Below are 19,473 nucleotides of genomic sequence, written 5' to 3' on the forward strand. Positions count from 1 at the left end.
TAATAAAATTTTATTTTAGGATAGAAATAATATAGAACAAATTTAGAAATCTAATGATTCAAGAGCATTTCTTAATGACTCTTCAATATCTTCATTGATGTCTTTCTCAGTTTCTTGAGGCTTGATATTTTCAACAGAAGTTTCTTCAATATTGAAAGCTGCTGCAGCATCAGTAAATGCTATACCATCTTCAACACCTAGTTCTTCTCTTATTTTCTCAATCTTCTTAGATTCTTTTCTTACAGCCAAACCAGTACCTGTTGGTATTAGTCTACCAATAAGAACGTTCTCTTTAAGACCTCTTAATTGATCCACTTGAGAATGTATCGATGCTTCAGTAAGTACTCTTGTTGTCTCTTGGAACGACGCAGCTGATAAGAATGACTCCGTAGATAAAGAAGATCTTGTAATACCCATAAGTACAAGTTCAAACTCTACTTCTTTCTTACCTTGCTCACGTAATCTGTCATTTTCTTCTAAGATTCTAACAAGTTCGATATTTTCATTTTTAACAAACTTACTATCACCCTCATCAATTACAACAGCTTTTCTTAGCATTTGTCTTACGATCGTTTCAATATGCTTATCGTTAATTACAACACCTTGCATACGATATACAGACTGAGCCTCAATCAATATATAGTCAGCAAAAGCTTCTAATCCTTTATACTGAAGTAGATCATGTGGATCTGTAGGTCCATCTGCTAAGACATCACCTTTAACAACATTTTCACCATCAAAAACAACCAAGTGACGAGATTTAGGTAATAAAATTTCTTCAATAATATGACCACTCTTATCTAAAATCTCAATTCTTTGTTTTTCTTTAGTGTCTCTGTTACCAAGTCTTACCATACCATCACATGGAGAAAGTATAGCAGCCTCTTTAGGGCGTCTAGCCTCAAATAATTCAGCAACACGCGGAAGACCACCTGTAATATCCTTGTTCTTAGACCCTTCTAGAGGAATCTTAGCAACAACATCACCAATTTCTAACTGAGTATCATCAGAAACACTTAGTACAGCACCTACTGCTAAAGATATTGACTTAAGTTCATTACCTTTTTCATCAACAATCTTAACAACTGGTTTTAAGTTCTTAGATGTTGTTCTTTGAGATATAGAAGTGATCTCAATAGTTTGTTGGCCAGTTAGATCATCATAAGTATGCTTAGATGTTATACCATCTATTACATCTTCAAGAACTACCTTACCAGCAACATCTGTAATTAATGGCTGAGCATGAGGATCCCAAGTAGCAATTATATCACCGATCTCTACAGTTTTACCGCTAGCTAAAGGAACATTTGCACCCATAGGGATTTTATGTTGCTCCCTTACACGACCCATAGTATCAGAAACAATAATTTCACCAGCACGCGAGATTACAATCTCTTGGCCTTCTTTGTTAGTTACTGTTCTAATGTTCTTAAACTTGATCTTACCAGCTGTTTTAACTTTGATATCAGAAACTGTAACACCTAGAGATGCCGCACCACCTGTATGGAACGTTCTCATTGTCAACTGCGTACCTGGCTCACCAATTGATTGAGCAGCGATTACACCAACAGACTCACCAACGTTAACCTGTCTTTCACGCGCTAGATCTCTACCATAACACTTAGCACATAAACCTCTACGTGTTTTACATGTGATTGGTGATCTAACTTTGATCATATCAATACCATTATCATCAAGTAGCTCAACTAGATTCTCATCCAATAAAGTACCTTCTTCTAATAGTACAATACCTTTTTCAGTTACAACATCAGCAGCTAATGTTCTACCTAAGGCTCTCTCTACTAGTGGAACCTTAACTTCACCATCTTCAACGATAGCTGAGAACATTAAACCATCATCAGTACCACAATCTTCTTCAATAACAACTAAGTCTTGAGCAACATCAACTAATCTACGTGTCAGGTAACCTGCGTTAGCTGTTTTAAGAGCTGTATCTGCAAGACCCTTACGAGCACCGTGAGTAGATGTAAAGTACTGTAATACTGATAGACCTTCTCTAAAGTTTGCTGTAATTGCAGTTTCTATCATCGTACCATCTGGTTTTGCCATTAGACCACGCATACCAGCAAGCTGTCTCATCTGGTTATAAGAACCCCTAGCACCAGATTTAGCCATCATATAAACTGAGTTAAATGATTCTGTCTCTTTTGTTTCACCATTTACAGTGATTGTATCTTTAGATATAGCATCCATCATCGAAGCTCCAACCTCATCAGAAGTTTTACCCCAAATATTGATGATGTTGTTATATCTTTCATTTTCTGTAATTAATGAAGATTGATACTGTTCTGTAATATGCTTAATTTCTTGTTCAGCTTCTTCTACTTTAGCTTCTTTATCATCAGGAATAGTCATATCATCAACACCTACAGAGATACCTGATAGAGTTGAGTATTTAAAACCTGCATACATTAATTTATCAGCTAAAACTACAGTAGCTTTACCACCTAGCACTCTGAATGCTTGGTTGATAATTTTAGAAATTTCTTTCTTCACTAAAACTTTATTTAATAAAGAGAAAGATAAACCTTCAGGTAGTATATTAAGAAGAAGTGCTCTACCAACTGTAGTATTTACAACTCCTTTCTCATTATAAGTATTACCCTTAGTATCAAAAACTTGTCTATCTACTCTTAGTTTAATTTTAGCGTGTATATCAATAGTTCCTGAACTATAAGCTCTGCTTACATCTTCATAACTAGCAAATAATTTACCTTCACCTCTAGCACCCTCTTTTTCTCTAGTGATATAGTATAAACCTAACACGATATCCTGAGTAGGAGTAATAATTGGTTGTCCAGATGCAGGTGATAAGATGTTGTTTGTAGACATCATTAACACACGCGACTCTAACTGTGATTCAACAGTTAAAGGTACGTGAACAGCCATTTGGTCACCATCAAAGTCAGCATTAAATGCCGCGCACACTAGAGGATGTAGCTGTATTGCTTTACCTTCAATTAGCTTAGGTTCAAAAGCTTGGATACCTAACCTATGTAGTGTAGGAGCACGGTTTAGAAGAACTGGATGCTCATTAATAACGATCTCTAGAATATCCCATACTGCCGCTTCTTCAAGCTCAACCATTCTCTTAGCTTGTTTAATAGTAGTAGCATGACCACCTAGTCTTAGCTTAGAGTATACAAATGGTTTAAATAACTCTAGAGCCATTTTCTTAGGAAGACCACACTCGTGTAATCTTAAAGATGGACCTACAGTAATTACTGAACGTCCAGAATAGTCCACACGCTTACCGAGTAGGTTTTGACGGAAACGACCTTGCTTACCTTTAATCATATCAGCTAATGATTTAAGTGGACGCTTGTTAGAGCCAGTTACAGCTCTACCACGTCTACCATTATCTAATAACGCATCAACTGATTCTTGAAGCATTCTCTTTTCATTTCTAACAATGATATCTGGAGCATTAAGATCTAATAGCTTTTTAAGTCTATTGTTTCTATTAATTACTCTACGATATAAATCGTTTAAATCAGAAGTTGCAAACCTACCACCTTCGATAGGTACAAGAGGTCTTAAATCTGGTGGAAGAACTGGTAATACTGTCATTACCATCCACTCAGGCTTATTACCTGATGCCTGGAAAGTTTCAAGAAGTCTTAATCTCTTGATAGCTTTTTCTTTCTTAGCTGTAGATTTACTTTGTGCATATTCTTCTTGTAAAATTTCTATTTCAGATTCAATATCTGTATCTGATAATAGATCTCTAATAGCTTCAGCACCCATAGATGCTTCAAACTCATAACCATAGTTCTCTAGAGCTTCAGCATACTCTTCATCTGTAAGAAGTTGCTTTTTCTCTAAAGGTGTCATTCCTGGATCAGTAACAATATACGACTCAAAATATAGAACTTTCTCTACATTCTTAAGAGGCATATCCAAGAAAAGACCAATTCTTGAAGGAAGAGACTTTAAGTACCAAATATGTACAACAGGACAAACTAGATCAATATGTCCCATTCTTTCTCTTCTTACTTTAGTTTGCTCAACTTCAACGCCGCAACGCTCACAAACTACACCACGATGTTTTAGACGCTTATATTTACCACATAAACATTCGTAGTCTTTCACAGGACCAAAAATCTTAGCACAAAATAAACCATCTCTTTCTGGCTTAAATGTTCTATAGTTAATAGTTTCTGGCTTTTTAACTTCACCATGAGACCATGAACGAACAACCTCTGGAGATGCTAAAGATATTTTAATAATATCAAACTTTTTACTATTGTAATTTTGATGTAGGATACCGTTATTCACAGGTAACTCTCCTATACTTTTATTTTAATAACAAAAAATAAGTAGCTTTTAAAGATAGCTTATTCTTCCTCAGATGAATGGTCAAAATCCATATCTATACCCAGTGCTCTAACTTCATTTCTTAGAACATTGAATGATTCTGGAACATCAACACTCATAGTCAACTTACCATCAACTATATTCTTATACATTTTAGATCTACCAGCTATATCATCTGATTTAACTGTTAACATCTCTCTTAGCGTATAAGCAGCACCATATGCTTGTAATGCCCAAACCTCCATCTCACCGAATCTTTGGCCACCAAACTGTGCTTTACCACCTAGAGGCTGTTGTGTAACTAAACTATACGATCCAGTCGATCTAGCATGCATCTTATCATCTACTAAGTGATCAAGCTTCAACATATACATATAACCAACTGTTACATTTCTATCAAATGCTTGACCTGTACGGCCATCAAAAAGTTTCATCTGACCATTACTTGCAAAACCACCTATTTTTAATAGAGATTTAATATCTTCTTCTCTTGCACCATCAAATACAGGAGTTGCAATTGGTACACCATCTTTTAAGTTTTCACAAAGAGTTAAAACTTCTTCATCACTTAAAGATTCTAGGTCAACTTTTTTATTACCAACGCTATTATAAACCTCTTCAAGGGTTTTTCTTAACTCAGCTGCTTTTCTAGTTTGCTCTAATGTTTTCTCTACTCTCTTACCAAGACCATATGAAGCCAAACCTAAGTGAGCCTCAAGAATCTGACCGATATTCATACGCGATGGAATACCTAGAGGGTTCAAACAAACATCTACAGGAGTCCCATCTTCCATATACGGCATATCTTCAACAGGTAGTACACGTGATACCACACCTTTGTTACCGTGACGACCAGCCATTTTATCACCTGGCTGAATACGTTTCTTGATAGCAACAAAAACTTTAACTGTTTGAAGTACACCTGGAGATAGTTCATTGCTTTGAGTAATAGATTTTTTCTTAATCTCAAATTTAGCATCAATAGCTATTTTTGCTTCATCATAATACTCTTTAGCTTTTTCTACTCTATCATTAAGCTTCTCATCTTCAAAAGATATTTCTAACCATTTAGCAAACGGAAGTTTCTCTAAAAACTCCTTAGTTAGAACAGCACCTTTCTTAAGACCTTTTGCTTTTAGAACTTTAGCACCAACAATATCACTTTCTACTGAAGATCTAACTACAGATTCAATTACAGCAAACTCTTCATCAAAGTCTTTACGAGCCTTGTTTATTTGCTCTTTTTCAATCTGAAGTGCTCTTAAGCTCTTACCACCTTTATCATTTTCAAAAACTTGAACATTGATAACTGTACCAGAAGTACCACTTGGCATTCTCAATGAACTATCAGCAACATTAGAAGCTTTTTCATTAAAGATTGCTCTTAGTAACCTTTCCTCTGGAGTTAGTTGTTGTTCAGCTTTAGGAGTGATCTTAGCTACAAGAATATCACCAGCTTCAACATTAGCACCAATATGTACAATCCCTGACTCATCAAGTTTTGCTAAACCTGACTCACTTACGTTAGGAATATCTGCAGTTATCTCTTCAGGACCAAGCTTAGTATCACGAGCTACACAAGTAAACTCTTCAATATGTATACTTGTATACTTATCATCTTTCACTATTCTTTCAGATAGTAAAATTGAATCCTCAAAGTTATAACCATTCCATGGCATGAAAGCAACCATAAGGTTATGACCTAGAGATAGCTCACCGAAATCAGTAGCAAAACCATCTGCTAAAATATCACCAGCTTCAACCTTATCACCAACGTTAACTATTGGACGTTGGTTAATACAAGTATTTTTATTTGAACGCTTGAATTTAGTTAGGCTATAGATATCAACTAGCTTATTGTCTTTAGACTTATCAGTATCTACCTTAACTACGATTCTATTTGAATCTACTTCCGCAATTTCACCAGCATTTCTAGCTATGATACAGTTACCTGAATCTCTAGCAACAATCTTCTCCATACCAGTACCAACTAAAGGCTTATCTGCTTTAAGAGTTGGTACAGCTTGACGTTGCATGTTCGCACCCATCAATACCCTGTTAGCATCATCGTGCTCTAGGAAAGGTATTAGTGCCGCTGCTGCTGAAACCATCTGTTTAGCAGAAACATCCATATATTGAACTCTGCTAGATTCTGTAAATATTGCTTCACCACCTGAACGACACTGAATAAGATCTTCAACAAAGTGATTATCTTTATCAAGTTCTGTAGAAGCTTGTGCAATTACATAGTTATCTTCATCGATAGCTGATAAGTATTCGATCTCATCAGTAACTCTACCATCAACAACTTTTCTATATGGGGCTTCTAAGAAACCAAAGTCATTTACTCTAGAGTAACTAGCTAATGAGTTGATAAGACCAATGTTTGGACCCTCTGGAGTCTCAATTGGACATAATCTACCATAGTGAGTTGCGTGAACGTCACGAACCTCAAAACCAGCTCTATCACGTGATAAACCACCTGGACCTAATGCAGAAATTCTACGCTTGTGCGTAACTTCTGATAATGGGTTATCCTGATCCATAAACTGTGATAACGCACCAGATGTAAAGAACTCTTTAATCGCAGCTGTAATCGGCTTAGAGTTTACGATATCTTTAGGCATAAGCTTATCTTTATGTACTAAAGACATACTTTCACGGATACCTTTTTCTACACGGTAAAGACCTATTCTAAATTGGTTTTCAACCATCTCACCAACAGAACGCACACGTCTATTACCTAAGTGATCGATATCATCAACCTTGCCTTTACCATCACGAATATTAATTAGCTCTTCTAATACGCCAACGATATCACTATTTTCTAGAGTATAAATATCTTTAGAAACTTTATCTGAACCTAATCTAGCATTTAGCTTCATTCTACCGATATCAGATAAGCTATACCTGCTTTCGATAAAGAATAAGCCTTCAAATAATGCTTTAACTGATGCAGCTGCTGGAGGATCACCAGGTCTTAGTACTTTATAAATTTCAACTAAAGCTTCATCAGTATTTTTTGTTAGATCATACTTTAGAGTATCAGAAATATATCTACCTTTTTCAGTAGTTATGAAATCGATAACTTCTAGCTCAAGCATGCCCACACCAACGCATGCTTCTAATAAGCTCTCTGTAACATCATCATTTGCATATGCTATAACTTCACCAGTAGCCTCATTAACGATATCTTTCGCTACTCTAAGAGTACTTACTAAGTCAAAATCTATAGCAACAGAGTCGATGCCTGAATCTTTAATTTTCTTAACATCTCTAGATGTTAATTTCTTGTTTTTCTTAACTATTGTTTTGCCTTGATCATCCACAATGTCAAACTTAAGTAGTTCACCTTTCATACTAGGTAAATCATCTAACTTAAGGGCAAAACCTTTACTATCAAAAGTAATAGTTTTACTATCTGAGAAATTTTCTAATATCTCTTCTTGAGTATATCCAAGAGCTTTTAAAATTACTGTAGCACAGAATTTTCTTTTTCTATCAATTCTAGCCCATACGATGCCTTTTGCATCAAACTCAAAGTCAAGCCAAGATCCTCTATACGGAATAATACGTGCTGAAAATGCACCTTCTTCTGAATCATCTTTACTAAAAAAGACGCCAGGTGATCTATGTAACTGTGACACCACAACTCTTTCAGTACCATTGATAATAAATGTACCGTTTGTTGTCATTAATGGAATGTCACCCATGTACACATACTCTTCTCTAATATCTTCTACTATTTTTTCATTTGGAAGAGCTTCTTTATTATATACAACTAACCTTAATTTAACATTTAACGGAGCATCGTAAGTTGCACCACGCACTTGACACTCAGTTTCATCGAAACTAGGCTCACCTATTTGGTAATCAACATAATGAAGTTCATATTGACCATTTTTACTTTCTACTGGAAAAGATTGCTTTAGCACTAATTCAAGACCAGAGTGAAGTCTACCTTTAGCTTCATCAGCATTTAAGAACTTTTTATAAGACTCTGTTTGAATCGAAAGTAAATATGGTACATCTAAGATATGAGGAAGAACCCCAAACTCTTTACGAATTCTTTTTTTCTCAGCGTATGAGTAAGACATCAAAAACATCCCTAAGATTTTGTTTACACAAAATAAAAAGCAAATATGAGTATATTTGCGCCAATATCTATGTATCTTTCAATACTAGAAAGACTAGGGGCCAAAATTGACCACTAGTCTTAAGTTTCTAAAAATTATTTTTTAGAATTTTATTATTTAAGCTCAACTTTAGCGCCAGCTTCTTCAAGTTGTTTTTTAAGCTCTTCAGCTTCTTCTTTAGCAGCAGCTTCTTTAACTGTGAAAGGTGTACCTTCTACAGCAGCTTTAGCTTCTTTAAGACCTAGACCAGTAGCAGCTCTTACCGCTTTAATAGCAGCGATTTTGTTTGAACCAGCATCAACTAAAACAACGTCAAAATCAGTCTTCTCTTCAGCAGCAGCAGCTTCGCCACCAACAGCTGGACCTGCAACAGCAACAGCAGCAGCAGCAGAAACACCAAATTTTTCTTCCATCATTTTAACTAGATCACATACATCCATTACGCTCATATCAGCAACAGCATTTAGGATATCTTCTTTTGTTATAGACATTTTATAACTCCTATTTATTTAACAATTAATTCTTTTTTTCAGCTTTCTAAAAAGCCAGTGCAATTATTTACTATCTCCAACAGCAGCAAATACTCGTACAGCTTGAGAAGGAATCTCATTAAGAGTACGAACAAACTTAGTAACTGGTGCTTGCATAACACTAAGTAATGTAGCAAGTGCCTCTTCCCTACTAGGAAGCTTAGCAAAGTCATCTAACTTTTCAGGACCAAACAGTTCACCAGACATAGCTAAATTTTTAACTTCAAAGACACTATGATCTTTTTGGAAGTTTTTAAATAGCTTAGCTGCCGCACCTGGCTCATCCTTAGAAAGAGCAAGAACAAGAGGACCTTTAAGAGCATCACCAAGACACTCAAAATCAGTTCCTTTAATTGCTAAACGTGCTAAGTTGTTACGAACAACTCTTAAATAAACTCCAGACTCACGCGCTTGCTTTCTTAATGAAGTCATTTCATTAACAGTCAAACCACGGTAATCTGCAACTGCTGCAGACAATGCTGTAGAGACATTTTCAGCAACTTCAGCGACAATTGCTTTTTTGTCTTCTATTCTAAGTGCCATATCGACTCCTTATTTTATTGTCTACACTTTATTTAATTAACACGATATTTAGACCAAAAAAGGTTGTCAACATCGTCTGCGTAGGATAACTATTAAGCTAGGCGAGCCTAGCTCCTACGGTCTTTGATCGTTGTACTTTCATACAACCCAAAGAAATTGCAAGGTATTATTCTATATGTTTAAATCTGAAAAGTCAACACCAATTCCTGGACCCATAGTACTAGATACAGAAACTTTTTTCAGATATACACCTTTTGATACCGAAGGCTTAGCTTTTTTAAGATCAGTTAATAACTGCTCTAAGTTTTGCTTTAACGCATTTGTATCAAAATTAACCTTACCAATAGTAGTATGTATAATACCAGCCTTATCAACTCTATATCTAACTTGACCTGCTTTAGCATCAGCTACAGCTTTAGCAACGTCCATAGTTACAGTACCAACTTTAGGGTTCGGCATAAGACCTTTAGGACCTAAGATCTGACCTAACTGACCAACAACTCTCATAGAATCAGGAGATGCGATCACAACATCAAAATCCATATTACCTTTTTTAACTTCATCAGCTAGATCTTCCATACCCACGATATCAGCACCTGCTTCTTTAGCAGCATCTGCAGCAGGACCTTTAGCAAAAACTGCAACTCTTACAGTTTTACCAGTACCATTAGGAAGAACTGAAGCTCCTCTTACAACTTGGTCAGATTTACGTGGATCCACACCAAGAGCAACTGAAACATCTACTGATTCAACAAACTTAACTGAAGACACTTCTTTTAGAAGTTCGAAAGCTTCAGTTACAGGATATTTCTTTTCTGCATCTATTTTAGTTGCAATATTTTTCATTCTTTTTGAAATTTTAGCCATTACTCAACCCCTTCTACTTTTACGCCCATACTACGAGCAGAACCAGCGATAATTCTTACAGCAGCATCCATATCAGCAGCTGTTAAGTCAGGATCTTTTACTTTAGCGATTTCTTCTAATTGCTCACGAGTAATAGTTCCAACAAAATCTTTTGATGGGTTTGATGAACCTGATTTAACGTTGACAGCTTTCTTAATTAAATAAGAAGCCGGTGGCGTTTTCATTTCAAAAGTAAAGCTACGATCACTATATACAGATATTTCAACAGGAATTGGCATACCTGGTTCCATACCTTGTGTCTTAGCATTAAACTCTTTACAGAAACCCATAATGTTAACACCGTGCTGACCTAGTGCAGGACCAATCGGTGGACTCGGGTTTGCTTTTCCAGCTGCTACTTGCAACTTAATAATAGCTTCTATTTTCTTCTTAGCCATTTTTTTCTCCAAATTAGGTTAATAACACTTATCTAAAATAAGCTCCCTACTATCTCAAGATAATTCTTAAGATTCTTTTTCAACTTGTGAAAACTCAAGTTCAACAGGCGTAGATCTACCAAAAATAGATACTGCAACTCTTAATCTTGATTTCTCATAGTTAACTTCTTCTACCACACCAGTAAAGTCATTAAACGGTCCTTCAAGAACCCTAACAACCTCACCAACTTGGTAAGATTTTCTTAATCTAGGCTCAACAGCAGCTTCACCACTTTCCATAAACCCTAAAATCCTCTCAACTTCAGGCTTACTTAATGGAATCGGCTTACCTCTTGAACCAACTACCGTTAATACTCTAGGAACTGCCTTAATAACATCCCAAGCTTCAGTAGTTAAATTTGCTTCGATCAAAACATATCCAGGAAAGTACTTTCTCTCACTCTTGCGTTTTTGACCACCTTTCATTTCAACAACATTTTCAGTAGGAACTAGAATCCTACCAAAACTTTTTTGTAGACCCGCTATCTCAATATTCTCTTCAAGCTGAGTCTTCACTCTTTTTTCATAACCAGAGTGCACTTGCACAACATACCAAAGCATACTTATACCTTATTTATTAACCTAGAAAATATTGAATAAAAGTTTCAAATATAACACCAAACAAAGATATTATCAGTGCAAAAATAACAACAACAGCGATCACCATAGCTGTAATTGTCATAGTCTCTTTACGAGTTGGCCAAACAACCTTTGCTAATTCCAGCTTTGAAGCTTGGAAAAAAGCCCAAAAACGACGACCTTGATTTGTAAATCTTGCAACCACTAGAGCAAGCAAAACCACAACAACAACTAGCGACGTATTAAAAGTACTATATGTAGTTCCCAATACATCTGAGTACATAGTAGCTACAACACCTAAAACTATTATTGCCGCAGCAACAACCCATAGAAGCATGTTCTTAGACTTAGAGATCTTTACTACTTCAGTAGCTTTAGTCGCCCCACTAACCCAAACCTTATTATTATTAAAATTTTGATTCTTTTTCACAAAAATAATCCTTTAAAAAGAGTAATTTAAACATAGGGAATTTATAAACGTAGGCTATAAAATAACACACGGAGAATATAATATCAAGAAATAAAAAAGGCGATGTTGCAAAATTACAACACCGCCTTAATTATGTGTGGCAGGCCAGGAGGGACTCGAACCCCCAACTTGCGGTTTTGGAGACCGCTGCTCTACCAATTGAACTACTGACCTAAATTTAAAACTATCTATTACTCGATAATTTTAGCAACAACACCAGCACCTACAGTTCTACCACCTTCACGGATAGCGAAACGTAGACCTTCATCCATAGCGATTGGGTTGATTAGAGTGATAGTCATCTTAACGTTATCACCTGGCATTACCATCTCAACACCTTCTGGAAGCTCAACAGCACCAGTAATATCTGTAGTACGGAAGTAGAATTGAGGTCTATATCCTTTGAAGAATGGAGTATGTCTACCACCTTCTTCTTTTGAAAGAACATATACTTCAGCTTCAAACTTAGTATGCGGCTTAATTGAACCTGGCTTACATAATACTTGACCACGCTCAACATCATCTCTCTTAAGACCACGAACTAGGATACCAACGTTATCACCAGCTTCCCCTCTATCAAGAAGCTTACGGAACATCTCAACACCAGTTACAGTAGTTTTTTGAGTTGGACGAATACCAACAACTTCAACTTCGTCACCTACGTTGATTACACCACGCTCAACACGGCCAGTTACAACAGTACCACGACCTGAGATTGAGAATACATCTTCAATTGGAAGAATGAATGGTTTGTCAGTGTCACGCTCAGGAGCTGGGATGTAGTCATCCATAGCTTGAACTAACTCAACAATTTTCTCAACATATTGCTCTTCACCTTCTAAGGCTTTAAGAGCAGAACCCATAACGATTGGAGTATCATCACCAGGGAACTCGTATTGATCAAGAAGCTCACGAACTTCCATTTCAACTAACTCTAATAACTCTTCGTCATCAACCATATCACACTTGTTTAAGAAAACAACGATATATGGTACACCAACCTGACGAGAAAGTAGGATATGCTCACGAGTTTGTGGCATAGGACCATCAGCAGCAGAACATACTAAGATAGCACCATCCATTTGAGCAGCACCAGTAATCATGTTTTTAACGTAGTCCGCGTGTCCTGGACAGTCAACGTGAGCATAGTGTCTGTTTGGAGACTCATACTCTACATGTGAAGTATTAATAGTAATACCACGTGCTTTTTCTTCAGGTGCGTTATCGATCTCATCAAAGTTTCTTGCTTGAGAACCGTTTTTCTCAGCCATAACTTTAGTGATAGCAGCAGTAAGAGTAGTTTTACCGTGGTCAACGTGACCAATAGTACCTACGTTTACGTGCGGCTTCGAACGTTCAAATTTTTCTTTAGCCATTTTTTAACTCCATTTTTTCAACAAAAAACAAAAACCACAAATATGGTGCTCACAACCAGACTTGAACTGGTGACCTCTCCCTTACCAAGGGAGTGCTCTACCATCTGAGCCATGCGAGCTTTTAAATTCACACATTATAAAAAAATTAGATTTAGGTGGAGCGGGTGATGGGAATCGAACCCACGCTATCGGCTTGGAAGGCCGAAGTTCTACCATTGAACTACACCCGCATGGTGGAGGGAGCAGGATTCGAACCTGCGAAGGCTGAGCCGTCAGATTTACAGTCTGATCCCTTTGGCCGCTCGGGAATCCCTCCCCTAAAACTTTTAGATAACTATAAAGTTTATTTGAGCAAAAATCAAGCATTTTCTTACTTAATTCTATATTTGTTTTTCGCAGAGAATATTTTTACAAAAAACTAAGCATATCTTACTATGGGCACACATAAATGTAAAGCATAAACGATTTTTTTTATAGCACTACGCACAACTTTTGCGGCCTTGTTATAGCCACGTATAAAATTTGGTTTCTTTCAGCAATATTTTTATTCAATACAATATCTTTTAACAAGACAAAAACTTTTTTATATGTGGAGCCTTGAGACTTATGTACTGTTATCGCAAATCCATAATCTAAGTCTTTTCTAATCCAACAGTTTTTATCTCTCAAACTTCCATCTCTGTAACACTCTATATCTTTCATCAAAACATTGTCTCTACGAAAACTATTATAGATACTCCATTTCCTGTCGCCTCTTGCTTGTGCCAACAAAGCATCATGAATCTCAGCATAATCATGTAGATTATCAGACTCTTGAACATCGACGATGAACATACTTTTTTCATCAAAGCCTCGAAATAGTCTCGATTTTTCTAATACTGTTACCTCATACCCATATATACCATTAGCATTCTTTAATCTATCTGAGACATTAACTACTTTATAGTCAACACCATTATTAATCAGAAAAGCATCTCTTTGTTTAGCTTTAACAGCACGATACCCTGTTAAAACATCTCCTTTTTCAAGCTGTTTTGCGTTTTGGCCGAATACTAGCTCTCGAATAATCAAATTAGCTTGCATCACTGTCTTGTTACGCCAAGCGATTAGCTTTGCATAATTTGGATCTGTTTTTGCATAACTTGAACTAAAAACACGCTTTAGCTCTTCTCTAAAGCTTTCATTAGTTGATTTAAATACAATTCCATCTCCTAAATCATTTAATAGAGTTTGTCGCTCAACTAAAAACTCAGGAAGGTTTTCCTCTGCACCTCTTAGCTTTTGACTAAGCTCTGCTAAAGGGTTATCTTCAGATTGACGCATTAGCATAGTAAGATTAGCTCTATTTTCTAAATCAAAAACAGGACTAGACTTATCTCCAACAGGAGGAATTTGCGCTTCATCACCCAAAAACAAGACCTTTGATGAATTACGTAATTCTGTAGTAATAAGGTCAAGCAAATCTTTATTAATCATACTTGCCTCATCAATAACTATAAGATCGTAATACCCTATCGTAGCTTTTTTGATTTGACCAAATACAGGATCGTTAGGATTAAAATTCTCAAGATTAATATCAGGCTGTAACCCTAAAAGAGAATGTATAGTATAGCCATGGGAAACTGTAGCTTGAGATATAACAGCATTAGCCTTACGCGTTGGCGCTGAAACAACAGCCTTTTTAGGATATTCATCAAGAATTTTTTTAACAACCGTAGTTTTACCCGTCCCTGCAAACCCTGAAAGAAGAAAAAAATTATCACTACTTTTTAAAAACTTTTTGATCTGATTGACTGCTTCTAGCTGCTGATCATTAAGAAGTATTTTCTCGCCATTTGATAGATAAAGGCTATTATCTGTAGAGAAGAAGTTTTTTTGCATTATTTTTCAGTTTCAACAAATCTTGTAATAACTTTAGAAATCACCATACTATTTGACATAACAATCTCATTACCATCCTTATCTATAAGCTTAGTATACAAAAAACCTATAGATTTAACTGTACCAGTCACTCCACCAAGATCAACCTTTTCACCTACTTCAAAAGGCTTACTAAAAGCAAGCATAATACCAGAGGCAACAATGCTATATGATGTTTTTAAAGACATTGAAATACCAAATACAATACCTGTTAAAACTCCTGTTATAGGAGATATTGGTACTCCAAGCTTCCCTAAAGCAATAACAACAACTAAAACCAGAAATATTGCATATATAACATTCGCAAGAAATTGAGAGACTGTTTTATCATATTCTTTTAGTAGCTCATATGTAAATGATCTAATATACTTTGAAGCAAAGAATCCCACTACTAAAATTATTAGTGCAACAACAATACTCATTAATAAAGACCCTCCTGTGTTAACTGTTTGCATTTAACCTCTCCTTATAAACCTTTTTTGAATGAGCAAGTATATAAATAGCTACAATACTTAAAACAATAGATATGGTTGCGCAAGTAATTTCTTCTAAAAGTTGCTCATGCTCTATCCTAGAAACTAACGCATGAGTTATAAACAAAACATTCTCAACTAAAAATAATGCCATACTAATAGCAAAGACAGATATACAAATTGAGAACCTATATAAAAATGCAGATATCCCAAATAATAATAGCAAAGGATAAACCACTATTTGCAAAATTGTTATAAATATCTCGTGAGGAAAAATCTTACAGTCTGGATCATATTTTATAGTCAAAATATAGATAAAAGCAAAGACAAAGAATGTTGCAAATAATATAGGTGTTTTTTTACTAAAAAGTTTATTATTAAAATCAACATAACGATGCTTTGAGAATAAAAGGCCGCAAACTGTTATAAATGCTGCTCCAGAGATAAAGCCATCATATGAAAAAGTATTTTCTAAATAAATATGATGGACCACATAACCATACCCACCCAAACTAAATAGAAATAGTGCGAAGAATATCCAAAAAGGAATATCCCAAGACTTCTTTTTAGTAAAAATATATCCCATAATTACACAACAAATAAATAAGAAGATCGAAACAAGTAGTCTCAGAAGATCATCCATCAGTATTGGAACAAAACCTAACTTACACATACCTTAGAAAACTCCTTTAGTTTTACTACATTTATTTATAATAAGATATATTTATTATAAACAATCTAAAACACTTATCTACAACTAACTTTTTCTTACAAAAGTCCTACATTGATTTAAAATATAAATCGATACCCCCGCATAGACAAAATAGATCGTACAAAAAAACAACCTCATCAACAACTCACCATAACTAGTTGTATTAATTATAGCGTCGATAACGAACAAAGCACATTCAACCAAAAATAGTGCCATAGCTGCCATAAATGCTGTAAAGCAAGCTGATAAACGACATAAAAAAGCTAATATACCGAATAATAAAAGTGTCGGATAAACGACAACCTGTAGCAATATTATAAACACCCAATACGGAGTAGCACTACAATTAAAATCAAAATCCAAAGTTAAGAGATATAAAAGTCCAAATACAAAAAAAGGTATAAATAAAAAAATAGCTCGTTTGCTTACAAGGTCGCTTTCAAACTTCAAAGTTCTATTTTTTGATAAAAGTAAACCACAGATAACAATAATCGCGGCACAATATATGATAACGTTATAAGAGAAGGTATTTTTAGCATAAACATGGCTCATCAAATAGCCATAAGTAGCTAAACTAAGTAGAAATAAGGAGAAGAATGTCCAAAATAGTCCATCCCACCTTTTATTATTAAGAACAATCTGACGGAGAATATACCAGCATAAGAATAAAACAAGTAGTCCTGTTAGCCTAAATGGGTCTGCAAGAGGCACTAAAACAAAACTAAGACTACACATATTAAAACCTCTCCTAGAAGACTCCTTTTGTTTTTAATATCAGATAACAAGCTGTCGCAATTACACTTCCAATTACAGGTCCAACAACTGGAATCCATGCATAACTCCATTGCGAAGAGCCTTTACCCTGTATTGGCATAATAGCATGAAATAGTCTAGGACCAAAGTCTCGAGCTGGATTTATTGCATACCCAGTAGTACCTCCTAACGACATACCCACAGCGATTACAACAAATGCTACAGGAATTCCACCAAGAGCTCCCATATCAACTGGATATGCTGTTGTTAAGCTAGCGCTTCCAGAATGAACTACTACTCCATGCATTGTCAATATTGCAAAGATCAATACAAAAGTACCGATGATTTCACTCATTAAATTAGATGGTATGCTTTTTATAGCTGGAGATGTACAACAAGTCGCTAGTTTTAAGTCAGTATCATCTGTTGCTGAGTAATGCGGATAATACATAGACCAAACTAAAAGTTGCCCAAACATTGCTCCAAGAACTTGTGACACAATAAAAGGAACAACCCAAGCCCATGAAAACTTGCCAGCTAAAGCTAAAGCTATAGTTACAGCAGGGTTTAAATGAGCTCCACTAATAGGCCCTGCAACTAGTACTCCTATAAATACAGCCAAGCCCCACGCAAAAGTAATGACAACCCAGCCACCATTATGTGATTTTGTTTTATTTAGAACTACACCTGCTACAACACCATTACCTAAAAGGATAAGTAGCATAGTTCCTATAAATTCTGCGATACATGCTTCTAACATATTAACTTCTACCTATACAATTCATTAACATCAAAATTCTTAGCAAACTCTTTAAATGCTTCTACTTGTTGATTTTGCCATGATCTATCTTTGCCAAGCTCTTTTGCCATTAACTTTGCAACTACAGGAGCTGCAGCAATACTAGCTTTAATATCTAAAAATGCTGCTCTAGTACGACGAGCTAATACATCTTCTACAGTTTTAGCTTTCTCATATCTAGCATGATAGACAACTTCAGCTTGATAGTATGGAAGATCTTTATGTAATAATTCAAAGTTGTCGATTTCAGTTTGAATATCTTTAATCTTATTAGCATTTTTACCATAGACTCGCAGAGGATAAGTTTCTTTAGAATCTATAGCATCTACAAGCAATTCATCAGAAGTTTTCGATATCTTCTGAGCAATCTTCTTAGACTCAATAAAATCAATAACATCTTGTCCCATTCTTCTAAAGATAGTCCACTTCCCACCAACAACTGTAATCAAGCCATCTTTTGACTCAACGACTTCGTGCTTACGTGATATTTTTGCAGTATTTTTAGCACTCTTTGGTGAAACCAATGGCCGCTGACCACAATATACTGACTTGATATCAGCTACAGTAGCCTTTTCTTTAGCATACTGGTTAAATGTCTCAAGTATAAAATCAATTTCAGCCTTATCTGCCCTTGGTTCAATACTTGGAGCTTCTTTTTTAATATCAGTTGTACCAACTATAAGATGATTATGCCAAGGTAAGATAAACAATACACGACCATCCTCCGTCTCAGGAATCAGTATTGCATGCTCAGTTGGGAATTTGTTTCTATCAAAAACAATATGTGTTCCTTGTGCCACTGATACATACTTATGAGAATCCTGTTGATTAGCAATATCTATTGTTTTATCAGTAAATGTACCTGTAGCATTAACTATATGCTTCGCTGTAAACTCTTTTTGCTCACCACTCAAAGTATATGTAACTTTAACAGTGTCTAGTTTTGAATCTGTTGAGCTAAATACTTTTTCAACTCTATGGTAATTTAATGCTACACCTCCCTTTGCCTCAAAAGTTCTCATTAAAGAAACTAAAAGTCTTGTATCATCAAACTGACCATCATAATACACCAAGCTTTTCTTAAGCTTCGAGTCTTCAATATTAGGTAGCTCTGCTAGAGTTTGTTTTTTATTCAAGTTATAGCTTTTACCAATTTTATATTTTCCAGATAAAAACTCATATAACTTGACACCTATAGTATATTTGATAGTTTCAAAATAACTGCGTGTTGGGATAAGATAAGATTGTCTATGTGTTAAATGAGGCGCATTATGCAAGAATGAAAATCTCTCCTCTAAGCCTTCTTTAACTAAAGCAAAATCAAAATTTTCTAGATACCTTAAACCGCCGTGAATAAGTTTCGTGGACTTCGAAGAAGTACCTTTCCCAAAATCGTAAGCTTCTAAAAGTAACGTTTTATAACCTCTAGAAACTGCCTCTACAGCACAACCAAATCCCGTTGCTCCACCACCTATTATTATAATATCGTAATTATTTTGCAT

Annotated in this window: 15 protein-coding genes and 4 tRNA genes; all 19 read right to left on the reverse strand. The window is 35.5% G+C overall.

Annotated elements, in window-relative coordinates; translation table 11 throughout:
- Positions 1 to 42: 42 nt before the first annotated feature.
- A complete protein-coding gene (gene rpoC, locus FIP56_RS08995; RefSeq protein ID WP_192578574.1) occupies positions 43 to 4,299 on the reverse strand; it encodes a DNA-directed RNA polymerase subunit beta' in 4,257 nt (1,418 codons plus the stop codon).
- A 59-nt stretch (positions 4,300 to 4,358) separates the two neighbouring features.
- The gene (gene rpoB, locus FIP56_RS09000) at positions 4,359 to 8,435 is read right to left on the reverse strand and encodes a DNA-directed RNA polymerase subunit beta (RefSeq protein ID WP_192578575.1); all 4,077 of its coding nucleotides are present in this window, start codon (positions 8,433 to 8,435) and stop codon (positions 4,359 to 4,361) included.
- A 152-nt stretch (positions 8,436 to 8,587) separates the two neighbouring features.
- Entirely contained in the window at positions 8,588 to 8,965 is a 378-nt protein-coding gene (gene rplL / locus FIP56_RS09005; protein WP_192578576.1) for a 50S ribosomal protein L7/L12, read from the reverse strand.
- A 63-nt stretch (positions 8,966 to 9,028) separates the two neighbouring features.
- Positions 9,029 to 9,547 (reverse strand): 50S ribosomal protein L10, encoded by a 519-nt coding sequence (gene rplJ, locus FIP56_RS09010; RefSeq protein WP_192578577.1) that lies wholly within the window; start codon positions 9,545 to 9,547, stop codon positions 9,029 to 9,031.
- Positions 9,548 to 9,718: 171 nt separating this feature from the next.
- Positions 9,719 to 10,414: a 50S ribosomal protein L1 gene (gene rplA, locus FIP56_RS09015; RefSeq protein WP_192578578.1), complete on the reverse strand. Its 696-nt coding sequence runs from the start codon at positions 10,412 to 10,414 to the stop codon at positions 9,719 to 9,721.
- Positions 10,414 to 10,851 carry a 50S ribosomal protein L11 gene (gene rplK, locus FIP56_RS09020; protein WP_192578579.1) on the reverse strand — a complete coding sequence of 146 codons (438 nt, stop codon included), beginning with the start codon at positions 10,849 to 10,851 and terminating at the stop codon, positions 10,414 to 10,416. Before rplK ends, rplA begins: the two co-directional genes overlap by 1 nt.
- Positions 10,852 to 10,917: 66 nt before the next feature.
- Positions 10,918 to 11,451: a transcription termination/antitermination protein NusG gene (gene nusG, locus FIP56_RS09025; protein WP_192578580.1), complete on the reverse strand. Its 534-nt coding sequence runs from the start codon at positions 11,449 to 11,451 to the stop codon at positions 10,918 to 10,920.
- A gap of 16 nt (positions 11,452 to 11,467) precedes the next feature.
- Complete coding sequence (gene secE, locus FIP56_RS09030; RefSeq protein WP_192578581.1) at positions 11,468 to 11,899, reverse strand: preprotein translocase subunit SecE; 432 nt, start codon at positions 11,897 to 11,899, stop codon at positions 11,468 to 11,470.
- Between the two features lie 137 nt (positions 11,900 to 12,036).
- Positions 12,037 to 12,112, reverse strand: a tRNA-Trp gene (locus FIP56_RS09035).
- A 17-nt stretch (positions 12,113 to 12,129) separates the two neighbouring features.
- On the reverse strand, positions 12,130 to 13,314 hold the full coding sequence (gene tuf / locus FIP56_RS09040) for an elongation factor Tu (protein ID WP_192578582.1): 1,185 nt from the start codon (positions 13,312 to 13,314) through the stop codon (positions 12,130 to 12,132).
- Positions 13,315 to 13,357: 43 nt separating this feature from the next.
- Positions 13,358 to 13,433, reverse strand: a tRNA-Thr gene (locus FIP56_RS09045).
- A gap of 37 nt (positions 13,434 to 13,470) precedes the next feature.
- Positions 13,471 to 13,544 (reverse strand) — tRNA-Gly (locus tag FIP56_RS09050).
- Position 13,545: 1 nt separating this feature from the next.
- Positions 13,546 to 13,630: transfer RNA gene (locus FIP56_RS09055), tRNA-Tyr, on the reverse strand.
- Positions 13,631 to 13,785: 155 nt separating this feature from the next.
- A complete protein-coding gene (locus tag FIP56_RS09060; protein ID WP_192578583.1) occupies positions 13,786 to 15,195 on the reverse strand; it encodes an AAA family ATPase in 1,410 nt (469 codons plus the stop codon).
- Positions 15,195 to 15,689, reverse strand: coding sequence for a mechanosensitive ion channel domain-containing protein (locus FIP56_RS09065; RefSeq protein ID WP_192578584.1), 495 nt, complete (start codon positions 15,687 to 15,689; stop codon positions 15,195 to 15,197). Before FIP56_RS09065 ends, FIP56_RS09060 begins: the two co-directional genes overlap by 1 nt.
- Complete coding sequence (locus FIP56_RS09070; protein ID WP_192578585.1) at positions 15,676 to 16,380, reverse strand: hypothetical protein; 705 nt, start codon at positions 16,378 to 16,380, stop codon at positions 15,676 to 15,678. Before FIP56_RS09070 ends, FIP56_RS09065 begins: the two co-directional genes overlap by 14 nt.
- An 84-nt stretch (positions 16,381 to 16,464) precedes the next feature.
- On the reverse strand, positions 16,465 to 17,154 hold the full coding sequence (locus FIP56_RS09075; RefSeq protein ID WP_192578586.1) for a hypothetical protein: 690 nt from the start codon (positions 17,152 to 17,154) through the stop codon (positions 16,465 to 16,467).
- Between the two features lie 13 nt (positions 17,155 to 17,167).
- The gene (locus tag FIP56_RS09080) at positions 17,168 to 17,932 is read right to left on the reverse strand and encodes an MIP/aquaporin family protein (protein WP_192578587.1); all 765 of its coding nucleotides are present in this window, start codon (positions 17,930 to 17,932) and stop codon (positions 17,168 to 17,170) included.
- An 8-nt stretch (positions 17,933 to 17,940) separates the two neighbouring features.
- Positions 17,941 to 19,473 (reverse strand): glycerol-3-phosphate dehydrogenase/oxidase, encoded by a 1,533-nt coding sequence (locus FIP56_RS09085; RefSeq protein ID WP_192578588.1) that lies wholly within the window; start codon positions 19,471 to 19,473, stop codon positions 17,941 to 17,943.

The sequence above is a fragment of the Francisella sp. LA112445 genome (genome assembly GCF_012224145.1).
Classification (GTDB): Bacteria; Pseudomonadota; Gammaproteobacteria; order Francisellales; family Francisellaceae; genus Francisella.